This is a genomic window from Acidimicrobiales bacterium, from assembly GCA_035547835.1.
Taxonomy (GTDB): Bacteria; Actinomycetota; Acidimicrobiia; order Acidimicrobiales; family Iamiaceae; genus DASZTW01.
In genome coordinates, this window is the sequence record DASZTW010000017.1 from 58401 (window position 1) to 82259 (window position 23859).

The 23859-nt window shown below is 69.4% G+C and carries 24 protein-coding genes and 3 tRNA genes; 11 read left to right on the forward strand and 16 right to left on the reverse strand.

Annotated features, from left to right (window positions below; translation table 11 throughout):
- Complete coding sequence (locus VHA73_12960) at positions 1-891, forward strand: cytochrome c biogenesis CcdA family protein (GenBank protein HVX18936.1); 891 nt, start codon at positions 1-3, stop codon at positions 889-891.
- A gap of 24 nt (positions 892-915) precedes the next feature.
- Here VHA73_12960 and pdxH read toward each other — a convergent pair whose 3' ends face one another.
- The 4 genes from pdxH to VHA73_12980 all read right to left on the reverse strand — a co-directional run bounded on the left by pdxH (position 916) and on the right by VHA73_12980 (position 4155).
- A complete protein-coding gene (gene pdxH, locus VHA73_12965) occupies positions 916-1539 on the reverse strand; it encodes a pyridoxamine 5'-phosphate oxidase (GenBank protein ID HVX18937.1) in 624 nt (207 codons plus the stop codon).
- 59 nt (positions 1540-1598) lie between these two features.
- Complete coding sequence (locus tag VHA73_12970) at positions 1599-2579, reverse strand: glycine betaine ABC transporter substrate-binding protein (GenBank protein ID HVX18938.1); 981 nt, start codon at positions 2577-2579, stop codon at positions 1599-1601.
- Positions 2580-2656: 77 nt separating this feature from the next.
- Entirely contained in the window at positions 2657-3448 is a 792-nt protein-coding gene (locus VHA73_12975) for an ABC transporter permease (protein HVX18939.1), read from the reverse strand.
- Positions 3445-4155 carry an ABC transporter permease gene (locus tag VHA73_12980; GenBank protein HVX18940.1) on the reverse strand — a complete coding sequence of 237 codons (711 nt, stop codon included), beginning with the start codon at positions 4153-4155 and terminating at the stop codon, positions 3445-3447. Before VHA73_12980 ends, VHA73_12975 begins: the two co-directional genes overlap by 4 nt.
- Before the next feature lie 189 nt (positions 4156-4344).
- On the opposite strand from VHA73_12980, the gene VHA73_12985 reads away from it, so the two are divergent.
- Positions 4345-5541, forward strand: a complete 1197-nt coding sequence (locus VHA73_12985; GenBank protein HVX18941.1) for a betaine/proline/choline family ABC transporter ATP-binding protein — start codon at positions 4345-4347, stop codon at positions 5539-5541.
- Positions 5542-5586: 45 nt separating this feature from the next.
- Here VHA73_12985 and serS read toward each other — a convergent pair whose 3' ends face one another.
- Entirely contained in the window at positions 5587-6879 is a 1293-nt protein-coding gene (serS, locus tag VHA73_12990; GenBank protein ID HVX18942.1) for a serine--tRNA ligase, read from the reverse strand.
- A 197-nt stretch (positions 6880-7076) separates the two neighbouring features.
- Between serS and VHA73_12995 the strand changes: the two genes are divergently transcribed.
- Together VHA73_12995 and VHA73_13000 are read left to right on the forward strand one after the other, a co-directional pair.
- Positions 7077-8099, forward strand: coding sequence for an ABC transporter ATP-binding protein (locus VHA73_12995; protein ID HVX18943.1), 1023 nt, complete (start codon positions 7077-7079; stop codon positions 8097-8099).
- Positions 8096-8827: an ABC transporter permease gene (locus VHA73_13000; GenBank protein ID HVX18944.1), complete on the forward strand. Its 732-nt coding sequence runs from the start codon at positions 8096-8098 to the stop codon at positions 8825-8827. Before VHA73_12995 ends, VHA73_13000 begins: the two co-directional genes overlap by 4 nt.
- A gap of 182 nt (positions 8828-9009) precedes the next feature.
- On the opposite strand, the gene VHA73_13005 is transcribed toward VHA73_13000, so the two are convergent.
- The 9 genes from VHA73_13005 to VHA73_13045 form a co-directional block, all read right to left on the reverse strand.
- Positions 9010-10008 (reverse strand): cytochrome c oxidase assembly protein, encoded by a 999-nt coding sequence (locus VHA73_13005; protein HVX18945.1) that lies wholly within the window; start codon positions 10006-10008, stop codon positions 9010-9012.
- Positions 10009-10046: 38 nt separating this feature from the next.
- Positions 10047-10388: a cytochrome C oxidase subunit IV family protein gene (locus VHA73_13010; GenBank protein HVX18946.1), complete on the reverse strand. Its 342-nt coding sequence runs from the start codon at positions 10386-10388 to the stop codon at positions 10047-10049.
- A 7-nt stretch (positions 10389-10395) separates the two neighbouring features.
- A complete protein-coding gene (locus VHA73_13015) occupies positions 10396-11034 on the reverse strand; it encodes a cytochrome c oxidase subunit 3 (protein HVX18947.1) in 639 nt (212 codons plus the stop codon).
- Positions 11027-13057, reverse strand: a complete 2031-nt coding sequence (gene ctaD / locus VHA73_13020; GenBank protein ID HVX18948.1) for a cytochrome c oxidase subunit I — start codon at positions 13055-13057, stop codon at positions 11027-11029. Before ctaD ends, VHA73_13015 begins: the two co-directional genes overlap by 8 nt.
- Positions 13058-13068: 11 nt before the next feature.
- Positions 13069-14232, reverse strand: a complete 1164-nt coding sequence (gene coxB, locus VHA73_13025) for a cytochrome c oxidase subunit II (GenBank protein HVX18949.1) — start codon at positions 14230-14232, stop codon at positions 13069-13071.
- Between the two features lie 26 nt (positions 14233-14258).
- On the reverse strand, positions 14259-15146 hold the full coding sequence (locus VHA73_13030) for a hypothetical protein (protein ID HVX18950.1): 888 nt from the start codon (positions 15144-15146) through the stop codon (positions 14259-14261).
- 13 nt (positions 15147-15159) lie between these two features.
- Positions 15160-15759, reverse strand: coding sequence for a cytochrome c oxidase subunit 3 (locus VHA73_13035; GenBank protein HVX18951.1), 600 nt, complete (start codon positions 15757-15759; stop codon positions 15160-15162).
- Positions 15759-17381 (reverse strand): cbb3-type cytochrome c oxidase subunit I, encoded by a 1623-nt coding sequence (locus tag VHA73_13040; protein ID HVX18952.1) that lies wholly within the window; start codon positions 17379-17381, stop codon positions 15759-15761. Before VHA73_13040 ends, VHA73_13035 begins: the two co-directional genes overlap by 1 nt.
- A gap of 108 nt (positions 17382-17489) precedes the next feature.
- Positions 17490-18392, reverse strand: a complete 903-nt coding sequence (locus VHA73_13045) for a heme o synthase (protein ID HVX18953.1) — start codon at positions 18390-18392, stop codon at positions 17490-17492.
- Between the two features lie 127 nt (positions 18393-18519).
- Between VHA73_13045 and VHA73_13050 the strand changes: the two genes are divergently transcribed.
- From VHA73_13050 to VHA73_13075, 6 genes are all read left to right on the forward strand, one after another.
- A complete protein-coding gene (locus VHA73_13050) occupies positions 18520-19518 on the forward strand; it encodes a COX15/CtaA family protein (protein HVX18954.1) in 999 nt (332 codons plus the stop codon).
- The gene (gene clpS / locus VHA73_13055; GenBank protein HVX18955.1) at positions 19469-19771 is read left to right on the forward strand and encodes an ATP-dependent Clp protease adapter ClpS; all 303 of its coding nucleotides are present in this window, start codon (positions 19469-19471) and stop codon (positions 19769-19771) included. Before VHA73_13050 ends, clpS begins: the two co-directional genes overlap by 50 nt.
- A gap of 9 nt (positions 19772-19780) precedes the next feature.
- Positions 19781-20254, forward strand: coding sequence for a DUF2017 family protein (locus VHA73_13060; protein HVX18956.1), 474 nt, complete (start codon positions 19781-19783; stop codon positions 20252-20254).
- A gap of 109 nt (positions 20255-20363) precedes the next feature.
- Positions 20364-20436, forward strand: a tRNA-Glu gene (locus VHA73_13065).
- 25 nt (positions 20437-20461) lie between these two features.
- Positions 20462-20536: transfer RNA gene (locus VHA73_13070), tRNA-Asp, on the forward strand.
- Between the two features lie 64 nt (positions 20537-20600).
- Positions 20601-20673: transfer RNA gene (locus tag VHA73_13075), tRNA-Phe, on the forward strand.
- A 75-nt stretch (positions 20674-20748) separates the two neighbouring features.
- Here VHA73_13075 and VHA73_13080 read toward each other — a convergent pair.
- Both VHA73_13080 and VHA73_13085 read right to left on the reverse strand, forming a co-directional pair.
- Complete coding sequence (locus VHA73_13080) at positions 20749-22170, reverse strand: NAD-dependent malic enzyme (protein ID HVX18957.1); 1422 nt, start codon at positions 22168-22170, stop codon at positions 20749-20751.
- A gap of 142 nt (positions 22171-22312) precedes the next feature.
- Positions 22313-22555 carry a BldC family transcriptional regulator gene (locus VHA73_13085; protein HVX18958.1) on the reverse strand — a complete coding sequence of 81 codons (243 nt, stop codon included), beginning with the start codon at positions 22553-22555 and terminating at the stop codon, positions 22313-22315.
- 160 nt (positions 22556-22715) lie between these two features.
- Here VHA73_13085 and VHA73_13090 point away from each other — a divergent pair, with 160 nt between their 5' ends.
- On the forward strand, positions 22716-23858 hold the full coding sequence (locus VHA73_13090) for a Glu/Leu/Phe/Val dehydrogenase dimerization domain-containing protein (protein HVX18959.1): 1143 nt from the start codon (positions 22716-22718) through the stop codon (positions 23856-23858).
- Position 23859: the final 1 nt, after the last annotated feature.

Here is a 23859-nt window from a genome sequence, read left to right on the forward strand (position 1 = left end):
GTGATCGACGCCCCGTTCGCCCTGGCGTTCGCCGGCGGGATGTTGGCCACGGTGAACCCGTGCGGGTTCGCCATGCTCCCCGCCTACTTGTCGTGGTTCCTCGGCGCCGAGGCCACCACCGACGACACGCCCGGCGGACCGCTGCGGGCACTGGTCGTGGGCGGGTCGGTCTCACTCGGCTTCATGGCGGTGTTCGCGGCGGCTGGCGCCCTGCTCGCATGGATCAGCCACCGCGTCTACAACGTCGCCCCCTGGATCAGCCTGGTGATCGGCGCCGGGCTGGTGATCGGCGGCGTGCTGTTGCTGGCCGGACGGGAGCTGCGCGTGGCCATGCCGAGGCTCGACCGCGGCGGGCGCACGCAGGGCCTCGGGTCGATGTTCGTGTTCGGGGTGTCGTACGCGATCGCGTCGATCGGCTGCACGTTGCCGGTGTTCTTCGCGACGCTGTCGACCACGTTCGGCAACAGCGTCGTGTCGGGCTTGGCGTACTTCGTGACGTACGGCTTGGGCATGGCGCTGGTGCTGATGGTGCTGACGCTGGCGCTCGCTCTCGTGGGCCGCTCGCTGGTGCACCACGTGCGGCGCATCCTTCCCGTCGTCAACCGAATCGCCGGGGGCCTGCTGGTGGTGGCCGGCGCGTACGTCACCTGGTACGGCATCGTCGAGATCCGTGGCAAGGGTGGCGACCACGGACCGGTCAAGGTGGTGACCGACTGGTCGGCGAGCATCCAGCGGTGGGTCGACCGGGTGGGCGCGGGCACGCTCGGCCTGATCCTGGCCCTGGTGTTGGCGGTGGCCGTGCTGGTCGCGCTGCTGCGGTGGCCGGCGGACGTGCCCGAAGCGGCCGACGCCGCCGAGCCCGCGGAGCCGGCCGAGCTGCGCGACCGCTGAGGCCTCGACCACGGCGGCGGATCGTCAGGGCATCAACCGCTCGACGACCCACGGATCGCCGGGCGACGCCCGCCGGTACACGAAGCGGTCGTGGAGCCGGAACGGCTGGCCCTGCCAGAACTCGATCTCGGCGGGCACCACCCGGTAGCCACCCCAGTGGTCGGGGCGCGCGACGGGGCGACCGTCGAACTTCGCTTCGAGGGCGTCGTAGCGGGCTTGCAGCGCGGCCCGGTCCGCCACCGGCTCGCTCTGGTCGGAGATCGACGCGGCCAGCTGGCTGCCGCGCAGCCGGGTGTCCCAGTACTGGTCGGACTCGGCGGCCGGCAACGGCTCGCACCGCCCGGTCACCCGCACCTGGCGGTCGTGGTCGATCCACCCGAACGTGAGGGCGACCCGTGGGTTGGCGGCGAGCTCACGGCCCTTGCGGCTGCGGTAGTTCGTGAAGAACTCGAAGCCCCGGGCGTCGTGCCCGCGCAGCAGGACGTAGCGCGCCGAGGGCTGCCCACCGGCACCGACCGTCGACACCACCATCGCCTCGGGGTTGGCGCGCGGCTCGCGGCGCCACGCCTCGTACCACCGGTCGAACTGCTCGATCGGGTCGTCGGCCAGGTCGGCGCGGCGCAGCGGCGGGTGCGGGAGGTCGACCACACCCTGAGCCTACGGGTGGGCCAGGCGTCGGGCCCGGCCCACCCGTCGACGCGGGGGCGTCAGCTCTGCTTGAACTTCAGGCCGTACACCTTCTCGAGGCCCAGCAGGCACGGCTCGCGGGTGGGGCACTCGGGCGGGCCGCCCATGGTGAGCTCGTCCTTCACCTTCGCCAGGTCGGAGATGGTCTTCAGGCCGTACTTCGACGCCGTGTCGGATCGCACGACGTAGACGTTGACGTCGTCGGCCGGTGCCGGCGTCAGCAACGTGAAGCCCTTCGCCTCGGCCAGCTTCTTGGCGTCGGCCGTGACCGTCGCCAAGTCCTGGGACACCGTGGCCTTCGGGTCGAGGAACGTCAACAGCGTGGCGGTGAACTCCGGCACGAGATCGAGGCTGCCGTTCTCGAGCGCCGGGAGGTAGACCTCACGGGCACCGATGTTGGGCTTGTTCTCCACGGTGACGCCGGCCGACTTCAACGCCTCGTAGTAGAGGTCGCCGACGATCTGCGACTCCGGGAAGTTGGCGCTGCCGACCTTGATGTTGCCGGTGGCTGTCAGGTCGCCGGGGAGCTTGTTGGTCTGCAACCAGTCCTTGGCGACGGCGTCGGCGTCCTGGCCGTCGATCACGACGGACTTCACCATGTTCTGGATGGCGTCGGGCGTGATCTTCGCGCTGACGGCGTCGAGCACCTTGGTGACCGCCGGCGTCGCCGCCGACGTGCGGATGGCCGGCACGAAGTGGTCGGGGGCCTGCAGGTGCTTGTCGTCTTGGAGCACCACCCAGTGGTAGGCCGGGATGTGCCCATCGACCGAGAACAGCACGGCGATGTCGATCGACTTCTGCTTGAGGGCGTCGACCGTGAGGGGACCACCGCTGTCGAGCGGCTTGAAGTGGAACGTCGCCGCCGCGCCGCCGGTGGAGGTCGCCGCCTTGCTCGATTTGGAACTGGTGCACCCGCTGAGGACCATCGCCACGCAGAGGCCGAGCGCGGCCCCAACCGCGAGCGGTCGCCGCCGGCGGGAACCGGATCGGACTTGCATCATCACTGTCTGCCTTTCGTTGGAGAGCACGGAGTCGTGGGGGACACGGGCGAGGGAGCGGGCCGGGCACGGCGCCAGCGTCACGCTGCTTCGGCGGCCACCGGCCGATCGTCGAGATCGAAGCCGGGCGTCGCTGCCGGCGCCAGCGCGGGACGGCCGCGGGTGCTGGACCGCAGGCCTTTCGCCGTGGTGGCCCGCTGGAGCGCCGCGAACGCGACTTCCACCAGCACCGCCAGCACGGCGACCAGCACCGCGCCGGCCACCAGCTGCGCCTTGCCGGCCGGGTCGACCCGACCGTCGATGATGAAGCGACCGAGGCCCCCAGCGCCGATCACCGCGGCGAGGGTCGCGGTGGCCACGACCTGCACAGCCGACGTGCGGATGCCGGCCATGACCAGCGGCAGCGCGATCGGCAGCTCGGCGCGGAACAGCTGCTGCGACTCCGACAGGCCCATACCCCGCGCCGCGTCGCGCAGCTCGTCGGGCACCTCGACCATGCCGACGTAGGAGTTGGTGACGATCGGCGGGATGGCGAGGACCAACATGGCGACGAACACGGGGATCGACCCGATGATCGGCCACTCGCGCAACCCCACCAACTTCACACCGACGGCCAAGATCGCGAACGACGGCAGCGCCCGGCCGACGTTGGAGACGTTCACGGCCAGCAGCCCGAACCGGCGCTTGTGCCCGAGCCAGACCGCCACCGGCACCGACACGGCGACTGCGACCGCGAGCGGCACGAACGACATCTGGAGGTGTTGCACCGTGCGGTGCACGATGCCTGCCGCGCCTTGCCAGTGCTCGGTCGCGCGCAACCAGTCGACCACTTGGCTGACGATCGAGGAGGCGACCACCGCAGCCCCGGTCACGACGATGCCCTCCCCGCACGGGCCCAGGGGGTGGCCAGGCGCTGCAAGCCCGCCAAGGTCACGTCGGCCACGACGGCCAACAGAACCGACAGGAGCGCGCCGACCGTGATCGCGGTGCGCGGCAAGGTGCCGCCGAGGCCGGAGTTGATCAGCTGGCCCAACCCGTCGAGCCCCAAGATCGCGGCGATGGTCAGCATGCCGATCGTGCTCACCGTGGCGATGCGGACCCCCGCGATGATGGCCGGCAGCGCCAGGGGCACTTCGACGGCCCACAGCCGCCGCACGCGCGTGTAGCCCATGCCGTCAGCCGCGTCCTTCACTTCGGCCGGCACCGAGTCGAGCCCCGTCACCACGTTGCGCACCAGGATCAGCAACGTGTAGGCCACCAACGGGATCAGCGCCGTGGTGCGGCTCAACCCCGTGTACGGCACCAGCAGCGCGAACGCCGCCAGCGACGGGATCGTGTAGAGCACCCCCGAGAACGCCAGGACGGGTCCGTACGCCCTGCGATGGCGGGCCGACCACAGGCCGAGCGGCAAGGCGATCGCCAACCCGATCACCACCGCCAGCACCGTCAGCTCGACGTGCGCCACCAACGAGCGCCAGATGAGGGGGCGGTGGCCGGTGATCCAGCGCCACACCCACCACGACTCGGTGGGGATCGGGGGCGGCAGCTTGCCCGGCACGGCGAGGAGTTGGAATGTCACGGTCCCCCTCCCGCTGGATCGCAGCGCCCCGGGGTTCGTCGCGGCCGACCGTTCGGGCGGCCGTTGGGTACGGGGCATGACGCTACCGGCCCGATCCCGAAGCGCGCCGGATTTCTGACAATCGTGCGGGTTCGGGGTCGCGGTGCCCTAACGTCATCGTGGCCATCGGCCACTGGGAGGCCTTCGGGCGTGATCCGCCTCGAACACGTCACCAAGCGCTACGACGACGGCACGGTCGCGGTCGACGAGCTCGACCTGGAGATCCCGACCGGCGAGCTGTGCGTGCTGATCGGTCCCTCCGGTTGCGGCAAGACCACGACGCTGCGGATGGTCAACCGCCTCATCGAGCCGTCGAGTGGTCGGATCTGGCTCGACGACGAAGACGTCACCCACGTCGACCCCGTCCAGCTGCGGCGCCGGATCGGCTACGTGATCCAACAAGTCGGCCTTTTCCCGCACCAGACCATCGGGACGAACATCGCCACCGTGCCCCGCCTGCTGGGCTGGGACCGCAAGCGCATCTCCGCCCGCGTCGACGAGCTGCTCGACCTCGTCAGTCTCGATCCCGCCACGTTCCGCGACCGCTACCCGCACCAGCTGTCGGGTGGGCAACGGCAGCGGGTCGGCGTGGCCCGTGCGCTGGCCGCCGACCCGCCGGTGCTGTTGATGGACGAGCCCTTCGGCGCCATCGACCCCATCAGCCGCGACCGGTTGCAAAAGGAGTTCCTCCGACTCCAGCACGAGCTCCGCAAGACGATCGTGTTCGTCACCCACGACATCTCCGAGGCCGTCAAGCTCGGCGACCGCATCGCGATCATGCAGGTCGGTGGTCGCCTCGCCCAGTACGACACCCCCTCGGAGATCCTCGGCAACCCGGCCGACGACTTCGTGGCCGAGTTCGTCGGGGCCGACCGTGGGCTCAAGCGGCTCGAGGTCACCGGCATCTCCGCTGCGCAGCTCGTTTCGCCGCCGGTGGTCACCGCCGCCACCACCGTCGCCGAGGTCCGTGCGCGCCTCAACGGCGACCGCCCGGCCATCGCGCTCGTGCTCGACGACCGCGGCGGGGTCGAGGGGTGGTTGGGTCGCGACGAGCTCGAGTCGCTCGACGGATCGGGCGCCGGGACGGCAGTCGGTGCGCCGACGGCGACCCGAGCCGGCCGGTCGCCGACCGTTGGCGAGCACCTCCGGCCGGTCGCTGCCACCGTCGGCGTCGACGATTCGTTGAGGGACGGGCTGTCGGCCCTGTTCCTGTCCGACGGCGGCTGGGTGCCGGTGGTCGACCGCGAGAACCGCTACGTCGGGGTGCTCACCCCTGACTCCGTGCAGGCAGCCGCGTCCGGCCGTTCGCCGGACACGTCCTCGGCGGACCCGGCGGCGGCGGACTGACCGGCCGGACCGCCGCGCCGCCCCCCGCTGGCGTCGGCGTGCGCCTCAGCTGATGGTCGTGGCGCCGCGGAGGTACGGGCGCAACACGTCGGGGACCGTCACCGAGCCGTCGGGCTGGCGGTACGTCTCCACGACGGCAGCCCACACGCGGGGCACCGCCAGCGCCGAGCCGTTGAGGGTGTGCACGTTGTCGATCGCGCCTTTGGCGCCGTTCACCGGCGCCTTGCGGAAGCGGATGTCGGCCCGGCGAGCCTGATAGTCGCTGAACCACGACACCGACGACACCTCGAGCCACTGGTCACAGCCGGGCGCGTAGACCTCGATGTCGAAGCTGCGGTGGTGCGACTGGCCGAGGTCGCCGGTGCAGATCTCGATGATGCGGTACGTGAGGCCGAGGTCCGCGATGCCGGACTCGGCCCGGGCCAGGAGCTCGTCGAGCATGCCGGGGGCCTGGTCGGGCGTGGCGTACGCCAGGATCTCGACTTTGTCGAACTCGTGAACGCGCAACATGCCGCGGGTGTCGCGTCCCGCCGAACCGGCTTCGCGGCGATAGCAGGGGGTGTAGGCCATCAGCCGCGTCGGCAGGTCGGCCTCGTCGAGGATCTCACCGGCGGCCAGCGACGTCAGCGGCACCTCGGCCGTCGGGATACACCACAGGTCGTCGCGAGGGATCGAGTAGGCGTCGTCGGCGAACTTGGGCAACTGGCCCGACGCGGTGAGCGTGGCGCTGGTGACCAGGGTCGGCGGGCGGATCTCCTCGAACGCGTCGGCGTTGCGGTCGAGCGCGTACTGGCACAGCGCCCGGTCAAGGGTGGCGCCCTGCTTGCGCAACATGGTGAACATGGCGCCGCTGATCTTGGTGGCCCGCTCGGTGTCGAGGATCCCGAGCGCCGCACCCGTCTCCCAGTGCGGCACCCGCTGGTGGTCGGCCCATTCGCCGTTGCGGGGGTCGACCCGTTTCACCACCGGGTTGTCGGCGTCGGACGCGCCGTCGGGGGCACCCGGGTGGGGGGTGTTCGGGATCCGCAACAGCAGCTCGTGGATCTGTCCGGCCAGGTCGTCGGCGGCCGCCGCGCGGCGGCGCTCCTCCTCGCCCAGCTCCCGGCTCTCGGCCTGCACCCGTTCGGCCCCCGCGGTGTCGCCACTCCCCCGCAGGCGGCCGACCTCCTTGGACAGGCCCTTGATCCGGCTGCGGAGCTCGTCGACCGCGGCCGCCGCGTCGCGCCGCTCGACGTCGAGCTCGCGGACCCGGTCGACGTCGGACACGTCGATCCCGCGCCGGCCGAGCTCTGCCTTGACCGCGTCGGGTTCGCTGCGGATCCGGCGGATGTCGAGCATGCGGCGACGTTAGAGCACACCGTCGCTCCCCCCGTCACGCGAATCGCACCCCCACCCCCACCCCCCACCCCCGAGCTGTGAGCACTCAGCCACCCACCAGGTGGCCCGCCGCTCACAGCAGGACGGGGGAGGTGGGCCGGGGGCGGTGGGCGCGGGGCCATTGCGGGGGGATGCAGGTTCGGAACTAGGTTCGGGGGGTGCCAGCGGTGACGGTCGAGGGGTTGGTGGTGCGCTACGGCCCGCTGGCCGCTGTCGACGGGCTGTCGTTCTCCGCGGAGCGGGGCGAGGTGGTGGCGCTGCTCGGTCCCAACGGCGCCGGCAAGACCACCACGGTCGAGACGCTCGAGGGGTTCCGACGCCCGGCCGCCGGGTCGGTGCGGGTGCTCGACCTCGACCCGATCCACGACCGGGCCGCGCTCACCCCACGGATCGGCGTCATGCCGCAAGACGGTGGCGTCTACACCGGGATCCGGCCCCTCGAGATGCTCGAGTTGTACGCGGCGTTCTTCGAGGACGCCGATTCGCCGGTCGACCTGCTCGACCGGGTCGGCCTGACGCATCGCCGGCGCTCGACCTGGCGTCAGCTCTCGGGCGGCGAGCAGCAACGCCTGTCGCTGGCGTTGGCGCTCATCGGTCGCCCAGAAGTGGCCATCCTCGACGAGCCCACCGCGGGCGTCGACGTCTCCGGCCGCCAGGTCATCCGCCAGATCATCAGCGACCTGCGCTCGGGCGGCGTGTGCGTCCTGCTGACCACCCACGAGCTCGCCGAGGCCGAGAAGGTGGCCGATCGCGTGGTGATCGTCGACCGGGGTCGGGCCGTCGCGGCCGGCACGCCGGCGGAGCTGATGTCGGCCGGTGCCAGCAACGAGATCCGCTTCGGCGCGCCTCCCGGCATCGACGTCGCTGCGCTCGGCAAGGCGCTGGTCGCGGCCGTCGACGAGGTGTCGCCCGGCGAGTACCTGGTCGAAGCCGCGGCCACGCCGAGCAACGTCGCGGCCCTGACGGCCTGGCTCGCCGAGCACGAGTTCCCCCTCGCCGATCTCCGCGCCGGTCGCCAGCGGCTGGAGGACGTGTTCTTGCGCCTCACGTCGATCACCGGGGAGCACCGGGCGGTGCCGGGCGACGTGGAGCTCGCGACCGACGAGCCGTACCGGCCGGGTGGGACCGCCGGGCGCCCACGGCGTCGGGATCGTCGGCGCGGGCGACGGACCCGCCCGTGATCCGCCGCACCCTGGCACAGACCAAGGTCGAGCTCCGGCTGACCTTGCGCCGCGGCGAGTCCGTGCTGCTCACCTTCGCGATCCCGATCCTGCTGCTCGGGTTCTTCTCGGCAGTCGACGTGCTGCCCAAGCCCGACGGCGTGAAGGATGCGGTCGACTTCCTGCTGCCCGGCATCTTGGCCCTGGCCGTGATGTCGACGGCGATGGTCAGCCTGGCGATCGCCACCGGGTTCGAGCGCGACACCGGGGTCCTCAAACGGCTCGGGGTCACGCCGTTGCGACGAAGTGAGCTGCTGGCCGCCAAGACGCTCACGATCCTCATCATCGAGGTCGTGCAGGTGGCGGTGCTGTTCGGCGAAGGCGTGGCGATCGGCTGGCGTCCCCACGGCGCCCTCCCCTGGCTCGCCGTCGGCGCCATGTTGTTGGCAACGGTGGCGTTCGCGGGGCTGGGTCTGCTGCTGGCCGGCACCCTGCCGGCCCTCACCACCCTCGCCGCGGCCAACGGGTTGTGGCTCGTGTTGTTGCTGGTGAGCGGGATGGTGTTCCCCATCGACCGGCTCCCCGGCGGGATGCAGGCCGTGGCCAAGGCGTTGCCATCGGGAGCGCTGGCCCAAGGCCTCGATCACGCGCTCGGCTACGGACCCGGCTCCGGCAAGCCGCTGCTGGTGCTCGCTGCGTGGGCCGTGATCTCACCGGTCGTCGCCGCCATCTGCTTCCGCTGGGAGTAACCGCCCACCACCGGGCAACCTCCGGCCCCCACCCCTGCCTTCCACTCACTCGGGCATCTGAGCGCGCCCCCTGGGGCGCGGTGAGGTGCCCAGAAACGGACCGGGCGGGCGGTAGCGACGGGCGAGCAGCGAGGCGGTTGCTCGGCGGGCGCGCCGGACCGGTCGAACTCGGCCTGGGGCGATCAGCGAGGGGGTTGCTCGGCGGGCGCGCCGGACCGGTCGAACTCGGCCTGCACCTCTTCGAAGGTGAGCTCCCCCTTGGGGCGGTGGCGGGGTGCGACGCCGAACGCCACCGCGGCCTCGACGCCCGCCCAGAACTCCTCGTCCTCCCGGCGACGGCGCTCGTCCTCGACGACCGCCTGCTCGTTGTGCCACCGGAAGAACAGCACGAAGATCAACAACCACAAGAACAAGCCGCCGACCACTTTCATGATGAACCCGGCGAGCTGCTGGTCGGTGGTGGCACCCATGCCGAACGCGTCGAACGGGTGGACGTAGGCCTTGTACACCGGCTTGTCGGCGAACACGAGCCAGCCGCCTGGCACGGTGGGCGGGATCGACAGCAGGAACAGGTAACCGATCTGCGCCGGGACCGAGATGCGCAGCTCCTTCAAGGGCCCGCACACACACGACCACATGAGCAGCGACGTGAGCACGTACAGGACGTGGTAGCCGAAGTGGAACGGCTCGCTCCGGGTCTGCAGGTCGACCACCGACGGCCAGTGGCCGAGCGCGAACACCGCGGCGTACAACAGACCGGCGATCAGCGGACGGGTCAGCCGGCGGTAGATCCGGTACGCCAAGTGCGACGAGTCGGGCCCGAGCACGAGCCGCGCCAGCCACACCGGGGTGGCGAGGAGCACAAGCGGCGGGATCACCATGGTCAGCAGCAGGTGCTGCACCATGTGGACGCTGTAGAGGTAGTCCTCGGCCCAGTCGTGCATCGGCCAGTCGGCCGCGATCCACAACGTGATGATCGCCGCCCACCAGCAGCGGCGCTGCACTTTCGTGAGGATCGGCTCGCCGGCGGGCACCACCTTCGGGCCGACCACCCGGGTGGCGTACAGCTCGCACAGCACGAGACCGACGACGAGGAGCCACACCTCGGGGTGGGCCCGCCAGTGCCAGAGGTCGGCCTTCGTCACCCCGCTGTTGCCGACGGCGACCAACAGACCGGACATGGCCGCCTACCGGGTTCGGGTGGGCGAGCTCGCGAAGCTCACACGAAGCTCGCGCTGAAGAAGTGGAACATCGCGAGCGCGGCGATGTACACGCCGACGGCGACGAACAAGCCGAAGTTGAACACCCGCCGACACGTGGGGGGGTCGAACTTCAAGTGCATGAAGTAGTAGGTCACCGTGAAGAACTTGATCACCATCAAGATGATCAGCAACGGGACTTCGACGTGGTGCTGGCGCAGCGAGTGGATGTACGTGACCGAGACCTCCATGGCCGTCACGATCACGAGGAAGGCGAAGACGAGCACGTACGTGCTGTCGGCCGGCGCGTGGTGCTCAGCGGGCGTGTGGCCCGGCGGCGCTTTCGTGACGGGGGTGGTCATACAGCCCTCACTTGATCAGGTAGACGACCGTGAAGATCACGATCCACACGATGTCGACGAAGTGCCAGTACAAGCCGACGATCTCGATGGCTTCGGCCTTCTCGGGACCCATCTTGCCGCGCAACGACATGCCGAACAGCGACAGCAACATGATGATGCCGATCGTGACGTGGATGCCGTGGAAGCCGGTCAGCGTGTAGAAGGCCGAGCCGAACAGGTTCGTCGTGTAGCCGAGCCCGTGGTGGTAGAAGGTCGTGAACTCGAAGACCTGACCGGCGATGAAGCACGAGCCCAGCGTCGCGGTGGTGAACAGCCACAGCCGCAGCCGGCGTGCGTCGGCCCGTTGGGCGGCGGACACGGCGAGCACCATGGTGAGCGAGCTCATCAGCAGCACGAACGAGCTCACCGAGGTGAACGGGATGTTGTAGACGTCTTCGGGGGTCGGGCCGGTGATGGCTCGGTGCTTGTAGAGCAGGTACGTCGAGATCAGCGCACCGAAGAGCAAGCAGTCCGACGCCAGGAACCACCACATCCCGAGCTTCTCGTTCGAGATGCCGGTGGCGGTGTCGTGGCCGAGGGCGTGGGTGCCCGGGCCGTCGTCGTGGGCGTGCTCCTCCGCGGCGGGGGAGATGGTGGTCTCAGTCAACGAGCGCCGCCTCCTCGGGAGTGGCGATGGCCCCTTCGGTGCCGCCGTCGCCGAGCGCAGGCTCGCCGTGGGGACCGTGGTGGGGCACGTCGGGATCGTCTGCCGGTTCGAGCGCCCAGCCGAAGGCGGCGATGAAGATCACCACACCGCCGAGCGCGGCGAGGCCGAGTTGGAAGATGATCCCGTAGCCGAGGATCATCACGCCGATCGCCAACACGATCGGCCAGTACGACGGCGCCGGTAGATGCACGTCGGTGGCGGTGCCGGGGTCGCAGATCTCATCGGCGTTGGCCACGCGCACCAGCCGGCCTTCGGCGTCCTCGCGGTACTTGCGGTACCAGAACTCGTCGAGCCGGGTGATGACGGGGATCTCGTCGAAGTTGTGGACCGGCGGCGGGTTCGGGAGCATCCACTCGGGGCTGCGGGCATCCCACGGGTCGAGGCCGGCGAAGCGCTGGTACTTGTGCGCCTTGTGGTGCGACACGATCACGTTGCCGAGGAACACCGCCACACCGATGGCGATCACGAAAGCACCGATGGTGGACACCAGGTTCCAGCTCCAGTCGATGCCCGCGAAGTGCCACTCGCCGAGGTAGCCGGCCTTGTACGTGTAGACGCGGCGGGGCATGCCTTGGAGGCCGAGGATGTGCTGCGGGCCGAACGTGAGGTTGAACCCGATGAAGGTCAGCCAGAAGTTGGCCTTCCCCCAACCTTCGTGGAGCTTGTAGCCGAACGCCTTGGGCCACCAGAAGAAGAAAGCACCCATGAAAGCGAGGAACGCACCGCCGAACAGCACGTAGTGGAAGTGGGCCACGATGTAGTACGTGTCGTGCTGCTGCGTGTCGGCCGGCGACGTGGCGTGCGTGACGCCCGAAAGGCCACCGATGGTGAACATGGTGACCATGCCGGCGGCGTAGAGCATCGGCGTGGTGAAGCGGATCTTGCCCCGCCACATGGTGGCCATCCAGTTGAAGATCTTCACGCCGGTGGGCACCGCGATGAGCATCGACGACACCGAGAACGCTGCCACCGACAGCGGGCCGATGCCCGACGTGAACATGTGGTGCGCCCACACGCCCCAGCCCATGAAGCCGATGGCGATGCTGGACACCACCATGACCGGGTAACCGAACAGCGGCTTGCGGCTGAACACCGGGATCAGCTCGGAGACCACGCCGAAGGCCGGCATGATCATGATGTAGACCTCCGGATGTCCGAAGATCCAGAACAAGTGCTCCCACAGCAACGGGTCGGCGCCGTGGGCAGCGTCGAAGAAGTGGGCACCGAAGCGGCGGTCGAACAGCAGCAGGAACTGCGCGGCGGTCAGCACCGGGATCGCAAACAGCAACATGACCTGACCCACGAGGGCCAGCCAGGTGAAGATCGGCATCTTCATGAGGGTCATGCCCGGTGCCCGCATGTTGACGATCGTCACGATGATGTTGATCGCACCGGTGACCGAACCGATACCGGTGATGATCAGACCGACGGTCCAGAAGTCGATCCCGTGGGTGGTCGTGAACGGCAATGAGCTGTTCGGTGCGTAGTTGTACCAACCGTTGTTCGGGGCACCACCGAGGATCCAGCTCGAGTTGAGCAGCACACCACCGGCGAGGAACACCCAGAAGCCGAAGGCGTTGAGCCGCGGGAACGCGACGTCGCGGGCGCCGACCTGCAACGGCACGAGGTAGTTGGCCAGCGCGGTACCGATCGGCATGACGACCAGGAAGATCATGGTCGTGCCGTGCATCGTGAAGACCTGGTTGTACAAGTCGGCCGACAGGACCTTGCCTTGGGGCACGGCGAGCTGCAGGCGGATCAGCAGGGCCTCGATGCCGCCGACCAGCAAGAAGAACAGCGCGACCGCGCCGTACATCTTGCCGATCTTCTTGTGGTCGATCGTGGTGACCCAGCTCCGCCAGCCTTCGGTGGCCCGCGGGCGGGCGAACGCGCCGAACGGTCGGGCGACTTGGCCGTTGCCCTCCTGCAGTGCCAGTGGGCGAGAGGGCTCGATGATGGTCATACGCGCTCCCGCTACTTCAGGGTCTCGAGGTAGGCGACCAGATTGTCGAGGTCACCCGGGGTGATGTTGGTGAACGCAGGCATGCCTTGCCGGTTGGCGGGATCCATCGGCAGCTGACCCGGTGCGTCGTGGATCCACGCGCGCAGGTCCGCTTCGTTCACACACGACGGGATGTCGTAGAGGATGCCCTGCGCCTTGCACTTGGCGGTGGGCTTGCGCAGGTCGAACTCGCCGCTCGCGAACGTGGTGCGGCTCATCAGGTGCGTGAGGTTCGGTGCCTCGCCCGACAGCAGCGCCTTCTTGACGTCGGCCGAGGTCGGTTGCTTGACGCCCTTGGACTCGAGGACGTGGCAGCCGGTGCAGAAGTTGTTGAACACCTCTTGGCCGGCGACCGCCTTGGGGCTGGTGGGGGTGGCGGCCGGTTGCTGCTGGTTGCGTAGCCAGTCCTGGAAGTCGCCGTTGGACAGAGCCACCACTTTGAAGCGCATGTTGGCGTGCGACAGGCCGCAGAACACCGTGCACTCACCCGTGTACTCACCCGGGTTGTCGGCTTCGACCGCGAAGTCGGTGGGATGGTTGGGCACGACGTCGCGCTTGCCGTTCAGGCGCGGGACCCACCAGCCGTGCAGCACGTCGCGCGAGGTCATGCGCAAGGCCACCTTCTGGCCCGCCGGGATGACCAACTCGGTCGAGGTGACGATGTCGTCGTACTTGCCGTCGTGGTTGAGGTCGTAGCGGTACTCCCACCACCACTGTTGGCCGACGACCTCGACGTGCAGCGCGTTCTTGCCGGGGTGCTTCGCCAAGTTGAGCACGGTGACCACCGTGAACACGCCGACGACCGCCAAGATCACCGCGGGGAGGACGGTCCAGCCGAGCTCCATCCGGAAGTTGCCGTGGATCTGCGGCGGCATGTGCGTGTCGTCGAGCCAGTCCTCGTCGTTGTTCACCCGGTAGCGCGCCGCGAAGTACAGCACGCCGCCCACCACGATCACGAGGATCACGCCGGCGATGATGAACACCGGCCAGATCAGGTTCCAGATCTGGTGGGCGTAGTAGCCCCTGGGCTTCAACGAGTCATTGGGCGCGTTGCGGGCGCAACCGCCCAGCACGAGCGAGGCGCCGACCAGTACGACGGTCAGCGAACGCAACCGGCTGGTGCGGCGACGGGGCATCGATCCTCCTCGGCGGGCGGGACGCTTCATGAGCTCACCCGCACCACGATGGTGGCCTGCTCGCCCATCGGCGCCAGGCCCTGGCTGGTCGCGCCACCGCTCGGGATGACGAAGGGCTGGAAGTGCTCGCCCTTGTGCTTCGACTCGACGGCGTGCTCACCCCGGGCGAGCCCGACGATGCCGCCGGCGAGGACGAGCAGCGCACCGGCCGCGAGCAGCCCGCCGACGAGCGTGCGGGCAACCTCGGGCCGGGCGTTGAGCACGACAGCGATGATCAGCACCGTGGCCGGCACCGCCGCGAAGATCACGGTCGCCACGTGCTCGTTCGACGACAGCAGCAACCGCGACACCGCGGTGACGAAGAAAGCGATGCCCACCAGCGCGAACAGCGGCAGTTCGAGGGGGTTGAGGATCCGGTGGCGCAGGGTGCGGTTCACGGCGGCGTCGCCGGTGGTGCGCTCGGACCAGGCTCGCACCGCCCACTCCAGGGCGGCGAGACCCACGATCACCCAACCGAACACGAACACTTTGCCGTCGCCGATGAGGCCGAGGATCACGATGGCGAACCCGAACGCGAGCACTGCGGGCCACCAGTTGGCGGTGGTCGGTGCGTTCGCCGCCGGGGCCGCTTCTTCCGGCGCGTCGGGCCCGGCCGCGAGCTCGGCGAGCGCCTTGGGGTCGGCGTCGCGGACCGCGCTGGCGACCACGCCCAGCACGGCGGACCCGGCCGCCAGGCCGACGAGGACGCCGTAACCGATGTGATCGCCGACGCCGCCCTTGTAGCCGAACGTGACGGCGCCGAGGAACGAGTTCAGGCTGATCGGATCGCCGTACGTGGACATCCCGTAGACCACCGCCGCGAGGAGCGCGAACGCGGTGATCCCGAAGAAGTACTTGGCGCCGGTGGTGACCATGTCCGAGGGATCCCTACTTCGTCACGTAGATCGAGTACCAGAGCACGGCGAAGATGGCCACGAGCACGTCCCAGTACAGGATCATCGCCGACATGAGCTCGCCGTCGTTGCGCACGTTGGCGTCGCCGAGGGTGCGGAGCCCGATGATCAACAGGAACAAGATGCCGAGGCCGATGAGGGCGACGTGCGCCCCCGTGACCGTGTACAGCATGAGGCCAGGCGTCTTGTCGACGCCGAGGTGCGAGTTCGACCAGATGTAGGTGCTGGCGTTGATGAACGCCACGCCGAGCAGGCAGGTGACCCCGATCGACACCCAGGTGTTGACGCGGTCGTTGGCCCGCACGGCCTGCCCCGCCCAGTGCACCAGCGGCACCGACAGCAACAGGGTGAACAGCGCCATGTTCGCGGGGGTCAGCGGGATCGATCCGGCAGGGAACCAGTCGCCTTTGGCGTGCGCCCGCGCCGACACGTACATGCCGATGAGGGCACCGAACGCCACGACGATCCCGGCGACCGCCAGCGCGGCGCCGATCAGCACCACACGAGGTCGGGCGGCGGGCGCAGCAGGAACGTCGATGACCGGGACGTCGCCAGCCAGCGTGGACGCAGCCATCAGCGGGCCTCCTCCTGCTCGGACGTCGACCCCGTGGCCTCACGGCGGTCGAGCAAGGGCGCCTCGGACGTCACGTAGGGCACCTCCGCGAAGTTGCCGGGCTCGGGCGGCGACGTCGTGAGCCACTCGAGCGTGTGCCCGTCCCACGGGTCGCTCGGGGCCTCGCCACCGCCGGGCCGCAGGGCAGGCAGGAGGTTGACGACGCCGAGGACGACCCCGAGCAGGGCGACCGCGCCGCCGGCGGCAGCCACGTAGTTCCACCCCACCATGCCGGTGGCGCCGGACTGCACCTGGTTGCCGAACCCGCCGTTGACCATCTCGGCGACGCCGTAGACGAACCCACCGGCGAGCACCAAGAACCCGGCGCCCGCCCCGGCGAGATCGTTCACGGGCTTGCCGATGATCTTCGTGGACCAAAAGTGCAGCGCGCCGATCGCCGCGGCGACCCCGGCGAGAAGGATCAACAAGAAGTGGCCGGAGTCGAACAGCGTGCCTTGGACCTTGGCGGGGGGCACCGAGCGCACCGCGCCGGCGATCGTGGCGACCACCAGCAACACCACGCCCGCCGTGGCGAACATGAACGCGGCGCCGACCTGCGGCTTGCCCACCTTGGCCCCACGGCGGAACAGGTCGCCCGACAGCGCGAGAAGGGCGAGCACGGGAAGGGGCGCCAGGAACGCCATCACGATGAACACGAGCGAGTGCGTCGTCCGGCCGACCGAGGTGACGAGGAAGGCGCCGAACCCGAGCACCGCGAAGGCCCCGATGTTGATGAGCGCGCCTTGGTACTCGAGCAGCTTGCTGTCGTAACGGGCCCGGGCCGTGACCGGCAAGACGTCGCCGAAGAACCCCAGCGCCGGCGCAGCGATCGCGTACAGCTCGGGCTGGCGGACCGCCCACAGCGTCTTGAAGTACAGGCTGCCGGTGGCGACGTCGCCCACCATGACGCCGCCATGGCGGAAGTCGACGTAGTACACGAGCAGCGAGGCCAGCAGGACCGGCAAGGTCAGCAGCCAGATCACCGAGGCGGCGAGGAAGCCCCACGTGAACAGCGGGACGCGGTCGAGGGTCATGCCCGGCGCGCGGAGCGCGAAGACGGTGGTGATGACGCAGCCGGCGGCCAGCAGCAGCGCGATGAGGACCAGCCCGAGGGCCAGGAACCACAGCTCGATGCCCTTGTTGCGGTCGCCTGCGAGACCGCCGTTGGCAGCGATGCTGGCGATCATCAGGGCACCGCCGAGCATGTACATGCCGTACGCCGCCGTGGCGGCGCGGGGGAAGGCGATCGTCCGGGCCCCGATCTGCAGGGGCACCACCACCAGCGCGATCCCGAGGAACAAGGGCAGCAGCCCCAGGAACACGCCCACGTACTCGTGCGTGGTGAACAGCTGCGTGAACGCCTTGGCGTTGGTGAGGAACAGGTGGTGGTCGCCGTGGTCCTCGAGCCGATCGACGGCGAGCAGCTCGGTGGCGGCCACCGCCGCCACGAGGAACACCAACGAGGTGATGATGAACAGCCGCCCGATCACCTTGTGGTCGCCCACGCCGAGCACTCCGAGGCCCGACGGGCGGCCCGCGGTCACGTCAGCAGGAACCTCAGTTCTGGTCTCGGTCAGCGCCATGCAGACAGGGTCCTCGAGGATGCGAGATGGACGGCTCGGGACATTACACAGACCCCCTCGACCGGCGACAACCGACGATCCCGCCCACGGTCCACAACGTAGGCCACGTCAGTGGCCCAACCGGATGAACTGGTCGACGGCCATGGCGCCGAACAGGAGCGTGACGTAGGTGATGGAGTAGCTGAACAGACGCATCGCCACCTTCGGGGTGGGTGTCCGGTACAGCCGCACGGCCAGCCAGGCGAACAGCGCACCGAGCAGCACGGCCGACACCAGATACACCGAACCCATGTCCGCGACCGGTGCGAACACCAACGTCAGCGCCCACAGCGCAACGGTGTACGCGAGGATCTCGAGGGCCACCGTGCGCATCGGCTTCACCGACGGGAGCATCGGCACGTCGGCCGCCCGGTAGTCGTCGCGGTACTTGATGGCGAGAGCCCAAAAGTGCGGCGGTGTCCAGATGAAGATCACGGCGAAGAGCACCGCAGGGGCCCAACCGAGGGTGCCGGTGACCGACGACCAACCGATGAGCACGGGCACGGCGCCGGCCGCCCCACCGATCACGATGTTCTGGCTCGACGTGCGCTTCAGCCACAACGTGTACACGCCGACGTAGAACGAACAGGCCGCCACCGCCAGCACCGCGCTCAACAAGTTGACCGTGCCCCACAGCCACACGAAAGCGACGATCTCGATCGTGACCGCGAACGTGAGCGCTGCCCGCGGGCTCATCACCCCGGTGACCAGCGGGCGGTTCTTGGTGCGGTTCATCACCGCGTCGATGTCGCGGTCGACGTACATGTTCATGGCGTTGGCGCCGCCGGCGGCCAGCGTGCCGCCGATCACGGTGGCCACGATCACCCACAGCCCGGGCCAACCCCGGGCCGCGACGATCTGCGTCGGCACGGTCGTCACGAGGAGGAGCTCGATGATGCGCGGCTTGGTGAGCGCGACGTAGCCGCCCACCCGGGTCCGGAGTGAAGGCCGCCGCGTCAACACGAGGCTCACGTTAGGACCGAACCGCGCGGCTGGGCCAAAGGGGCCACTCCGCCACGGCCGAGTGGCCTGGCGCACCCCGACTCGCGTCCGGTGCGGCGAATGGGCCGAGGTGGGTCGGGCGCCTTACCATCGGCTCGTGGCTCTGCTGCGGCGGCTGGCCGCGTCCCGCCTCTCCCCCGATGCGTACCGCCGGATCACGTTCGGCGCGGTGGTGCTGCTCGTGCTGATCGTCGTCACGGGCGGCGCCGTCCGTCTGACCGGCTCGGGGTTGGGCTGCACCGACTGGCCAACCTGTGAGAACAACCGGATCATCGCCCCCGGCCACTTCCATGCGTGGATGGAGTTCGGCAACCGCCTGGTGACCGGCGGGGTGGCGATCGCCGTCATCATCGCCGTGCTCGGCGCGCTGGTGCGGGTGCCTCGCCGCCGCGACCTGTTGTGGCTGGCGGTCGGCGAAGTGGTCGGTGTCATCGGCCAGATCGTGTTGGGCGGGCTCGTCGTGCTGTTCCACCTGTGGCCTCCACTGGTCATGAGCCACTTCGTGATCTCGCAGCTTCTCGTGCTCGACGCCCTGGTGCTCCACCACCGAGCCGGGCGGCCCGACGGCTTCGTGACCCGCCCCGACGTCGACCACCGCATGATCTTGCTCGGCCGGTTGCTCGTCGGGTTGGCGGCCCTGGCCATGTTCACCGGCACGATCGTGACCGGTGCCGGACCGCACTCCGGCAGCAACGGCAACGACCTCGTCAAACGCCTGCCGTTGGACATCTCGTCGGTCGCCCGGCTGCACGGGGTGATCGACATGACCTTCGTGGTGTCGGTGTTGGCGTTCGTGGTGCTCGCGCATCGCACCGGTGCTGCCGAGCGCGTCTACCAACGAGCCGAGCTGGTGCTGGCCGTCGGGATCCTGCAAGCCGGCATCGGCTACACGCAGTACTTCACGGGTGTTCCCGAACTGCTCGTCGGGCTGCACATCCTCGGCGCGACGGTGCTGTGGATCACGGTCCTGTGGCTGCATCTCGGCCTGTTCACCTATCCGAGCGACCAGTTGACCGAACGCGTCCCGGGTCCGGCAGACTCGCGGGGTGGACGCGCCGACCATCACCGCACCGGAGCGGACTTGGTCACCCAGTGACGAGGACGTCGTCGAACCCGATCTGCCGTGGATCGTGCTGGTCTGGAACGACCCCATCAACTTGATGACGTACGTGACGTGGGTCTTCCAGAAGCTGTTCGGCTACTCGAAGCACAAGGCGGAGCAACTGATGATGGACGTCCACACCAAAGGCAAGGCGGTGGTGTCGCAAGGCCCGCGTGAGAAAGCCGAGCTCGACGTCTTCCGGCTCCACGAGCACGGCCTCTGGGCCACCATGCAGCAGGACAAGTAGCGGGCGACCTTGGCGTTCTTCCTCCGGCGTTCGGTGAAGCGGCGCGGCGACGGCAACTTCGACCTGCGGATCGGGACGGAGGAGCGCGAGCTGTTGGTGCGCTTGATGGACGACTTCCAGACCGCGCTCGACGAGGAAGCTGACGACCCGTCGCTGCGCCGGTTGTTCCCGCCGACGTACGGCGACGACGCCGTGCTCGAGGCCGGATTCCAGATGATGGCCGGCGACGACTTGCGGCGCTCACGGATCGAGGCCGCGGCGACCGTGGCCGAATCGGCGCGCCGCGATCGACTCACCGAAGACGAAGCGGTGGCGCTGGCCCAGGCGCTCAATGCCGTGCGGCTGGTGCTCGGCACTCGGCTCGACATCGACGAGGAAGGCGGCGAGCCGCCGCCGCCCGACGACCCCTCCGCGCCGGCTTGGCACCTGTACCACTACCTGAGCGCGCTGCTCGGCGAACTCGTCGACGCGCTGGCCGGATGAACCGCGGCCCGGCCTCGGGGTCGGGCCGCAGCGGTGCCCGTGGCCCCGATCTGGCTGGCAGGTCACCGGCGGCCTGCTGCTAGAGTGCCCCTTCGCCCAACGGGTCTGAGCCCCCATCGTCCAGCGGCCTAGGACGCCTGCCTTTCACGCAGGTAACACGGGTTCGAATCCCGTTGGGGGTGCGAGACCACAACCGAATCACCTCCAGGTCCCGTGGTGCAGTTTGGAGTGCACGCCGCCCTGTCAAGGCGGAGGCCGCGGGTTCAAATCCCGTCGGGACCGCGGGTCGAGCTCCGGCTCGACCTCGGCCGCTCACGCGGCCATCGGCCGTCACGTGCGGCTGCCGGGTCGGGTAGCTCAGTTGGCAGAGCACGCGCCTGAAAAGCGCGGGGTCACCGGATCGACGCCGGTCCCGACCACCTCATCGCACCGCCCGGGCTTCCGGCCCGGGCGGTGGCGCGTCCGGGCGACCGTCGACCGTGCGTCGCGGACCGTCAGTCGCGGGTGACGCCCTCGGCCACCGCCGCGGCCGCGACCTGCCGCGCCACGATCGGCCCCACCGTGGTGTCGAACACCGACGGGATGACGTGGCCCGGCGCGAGGTCGTCGGACGACACCGCGCCTGCGATCGCATCCGCCGCGGCGAGCTTCATCGACTCGGTGATCTTGGTGGCGTGGACGTCGAGCGCGCCGCGGAAGATCCCGGGGAACGCCAGCACGTTGTTGATCTGGTTCGGGAAGTCGGACCGGCCGGTGGCCATGACGGCCGCGATCCCCTCGGCTTCCTCGGGTCGGATCTCGGGGTCCGGGTTGGCAAGGGCGAACACGATCGGATCGTGGTTCATCTTGCGGAGGTCGTCGGCCGTGATCAGCCCGGGGCCCGACACGCCGATGAACACGTCGGCGCCGTGCATCAGCTCGCCGAGCGGCCCGGAGATGCCATCGGGGTTGGTGAGCTCGGCGAAGCGCTGCTTGGCGACGTTGAGGTCGTCGCGACCACGGTGGATCGCGCCCTTGCGGTCGGCGCCGATGATCACGGGGACGCCGGCCTCGCGCAAGATGTTGGCGATCGCCACGCCGGCCGCGCCGACACCCGCGATCACCACCCGCAAGTCCTTCATCTCCTTGCCGACGATCTTGAGCGAGTTCTTCAGCGCGGCCAAGGCGACGACCGCGGTGCCGTGCTGGTCGTCGTGGAACACCGGGATGTCGAGCAGCTCCTTGAGCCGATCCTCGACCTCGAAGCACTGCGGTGCGGCGATGTCTTCGAGGTTGATGCCACCGAAGACCGGCGCGATCCGCTCGACGGTCTCGATGATCGCGTCGACCCGGGCCTCGAGCGTCTCGGCCTTCGACACGTCGACGCAGATCGGAAAGGCGTCGACTCCTGCGAAGTTCTTGAACAGCAGCGCCTTGCCTTCCATCACCGGCAGGGCGGCGGCGGGACCGATGTCGCCGAGGCCGAGCACGGCCGTGCCGTCGGTGACGATCGCGACCGTGTTCTTCTTGATGGTCAGGTCGTTGACCAGCGCGGGGGTCGCGGCGATGGCGTTGCAGACGCGGGCGACGCCCGGTGTGTAGGCCATCGACAAGTCGTCGCGGTCGTGCACGTGCGTGCGCGACACCGTCTCGATCTTGCCGCCCTCGTGCATCTCGAACGTGCGGTCCACCACTTCGAGCAAGTGCACGCCGTCGGCGTTGCGCACGGCTTCGGCGACCTGGTCCATGTGCGCTTCGGAGGAGCAGTGGACGATGATCCGCTCGGACAGCTGCGGCCCGGTGACCTCGAACCCGTCGATGGCGGCGATGTTGCCACCCACCTGCCCGATCGCGCTGGCAAGCGCCCCCAGCGAGCCAGGGCGGTTGTCGAGGGTGACGCGGAGGCGGATCGAGAACGCCGCGGACGGGGTTGGCATCTGCGTGACGGTACTCGCAGGGCCTTTGTCGCTCCCAAGTGGCGCCCTCGACCAGCCGGTGGGCTGACGGTGACCGGCCGGTCGCGGCAGCAGCGCCGCGGCGCACTGGCAGCCCGGCGGGCCGGCCGACCGGCTCGGGTGCTCAGTAGCGGTCGGCCTCGTGCGACATCTCGTCGAGGCAGCGCCGGATTTCCGAGGCACGGAAACGGCGGTGACCGCCGAGGGTGCGGATGGCGTGGAGCTTGCCGGCTCTCGCCCAGCGTGTGACCGTCTTGGGGTTCACCCGGAACATCGCGGCGACCTCGGCGGGCGTCAACAGGGCTTCGTTGCCGTTGACGTCGTCGGTGACAGCGTCGTGCGTGCTGTCGTTTGGGGTGTCGCTCATTTGGGTTCTCCGTTTGTTCGATTCGAGCGGCGTGGAGGATCTGGGGTGCAGATACCTTCTGTGCTGAAGGTACCGACCTACCCCTAAGTGGTCGATAGCCCATTCGGGCCATTTCCGGCATCCAGATCGCCGCCGGCCAGGCGGCGGTACCCTCGATTCCGTGACACTCGACACTGCCAACGATGCCAGTTTGACCGTCGAGAGTGGGCGCGGGCCAGAGCTGGCGCCGCAGGGGGTGTTCGACCACGCGCAGATGGAAGGCTTCGAGCAGATCGCGTTCTGCCACGAGCCGACCACCGGGCTGCGCGCCATCGTCGCCATCCACTCCACCACGCTGGGCCCGGCGCTCGGCGGAACCCGCTTCAAGCCGTACTCGTCGGAGCAGGCGGCGATCACCGACGCCTGCCGCCTGGCCCGAGGGATGACGTACAAGCACGCCGTGTCGGGCCTCGACCACGGCGGCGGCAAGGCCGTGATCCTCGGCGATCCGAACGTCCTCCGGAGCGAGGCGTTGCTGCGTGCGTACGCACGTTTCGTCGACGGCCTCGCCGGGCGCTACCTCACCGCGGAAGACGTCGGGACGACCCAGGCCGACATGGACCTCGTGCGCCGCGAGACGCCGTACGTCACCGGGGTCAGCGAGTCGCTGGGGGGCTCCGGCGACCCGTCCCCCGCCACGGCGTGGGGCGTCTGGGCCGCCATGCGAACCATCGGCGAGCGGCTGTGGGGCGACGCCGACTACGCCGGGCGGCACGTGGTGGTGTCGGGCGTCGGCAAGGTGGGCCGAGCGCTGGTGGAGCACCTCGCCGCGGCCGGTGCCCGCCTCACCGTCGCCGACGTCGACCCCGCCGCAGTCCGCTGGGCGGCCGAGCAGCACGGCGCCGCGCCGGTCGACCCGGCCGAGGCCCACAAGGTGTCCTGCGACGTCTTCGCGCCGTGCGCCCTCGGCGGGGTGCTGAGCGAGACGACGGTCCCGGAGCTACGGTGTGCAGCAGTGTGCGGATCGGCCAACAATCAGCTCGCTGACAGTGCAGATGGTCGTCGTTTGGCCGATATCGGTGTGCTGTATGCACCTGATTTCGTCGTGAATGCAGGCGGAGTGATCAACATCGCTGAGGAGCCCGCCGGCTATGACCACGACCGTGCCTGGCAGCGCATCTCCGGCATCGCCGACACGCTGCACCGCGTGCTCGATCGAGCCGAGCACGACCACTCCACGCCCGCCGAAGCAGCCGACCGGCTGGCCGAGGACCGCATCGAAGCCATGGCGCGGGTCCAGCGCATCCGCACCAGCCGCACCTGAC

Bases quoted from the DNA above. Each gene is read 5' to 3' on its own strand.
- VHA73_12970 (HVX18938.1), bottom strand. From the start codon at position 2,579: ATGATGCAAGTCCGATCCGGTTCCCGCCGGCGGCGACCGCTCGCGGTT.
- serS (HVX18942.1), bottom strand. From the start codon at position 6,879: ATGCTCGACATCCGCCGGATCCGCAGCGAACCCGACGCGGTCAAGGCA.
- VHA73_13005 (HVX18945.1), bottom strand. From the start codon at position 10,008: ATGTCCGGTCTGTTGGTCGCCGTCGGCAACAGCGGGGTGACGAAGGCC.
- VHA73_13010 (HVX18946.1), bottom strand. From the start codon at position 10,388: ATGACCACCCCCGTCACGAAAGCGCCGCCGGGCCACACGCCCGCTGAG.
- ctaD (HVX18948.1), bottom strand. From the start codon at position 13,057: ATGACCATCATCGAGCCCTCTCGCCCACTGGCACTGCAGGAGGGCAAC.
- coxB (HVX18949.1), bottom strand. From the start codon at position 14,232: ATGCCCCGTCGCCGCACCAGCCGGTTGCGTTCGCTGACCGTCGTACTG.
- VHA73_13030 (HVX18950.1), bottom strand. From the start codon at position 15,146: ATGGTCACCACCGGCGCCAAGTACTTCTTCGGGATCACCGCGTTCGCG.
- VHA73_13035 (HVX18951.1), bottom strand. From the start codon at position 15,759: ATGGCTGCGTCCACGCTGGCTGGCGACGTCCCGGTCATCGACGTTCCT.
- VHA73_13040 (HVX18952.1), bottom strand. From the start codon at position 17,381: ATGGCGCTGACCGAGACCAGAACTGAGGTTCCTGCTGACGTGACCGCG.
- VHA73_13080 (HVX18957.1), bottom strand. From the start codon at position 22,170: ATGCCAACCCCGTCCGCGGCGTTCTCGATCCGCCTCCGCGTCACCCTC.
- VHA73_13085 (HVX18958.1), bottom strand. From the start codon at position 22,555: ATGAGCGACACCCCAAACGACAGCACGCACGACGCTGTCACCGACGAC.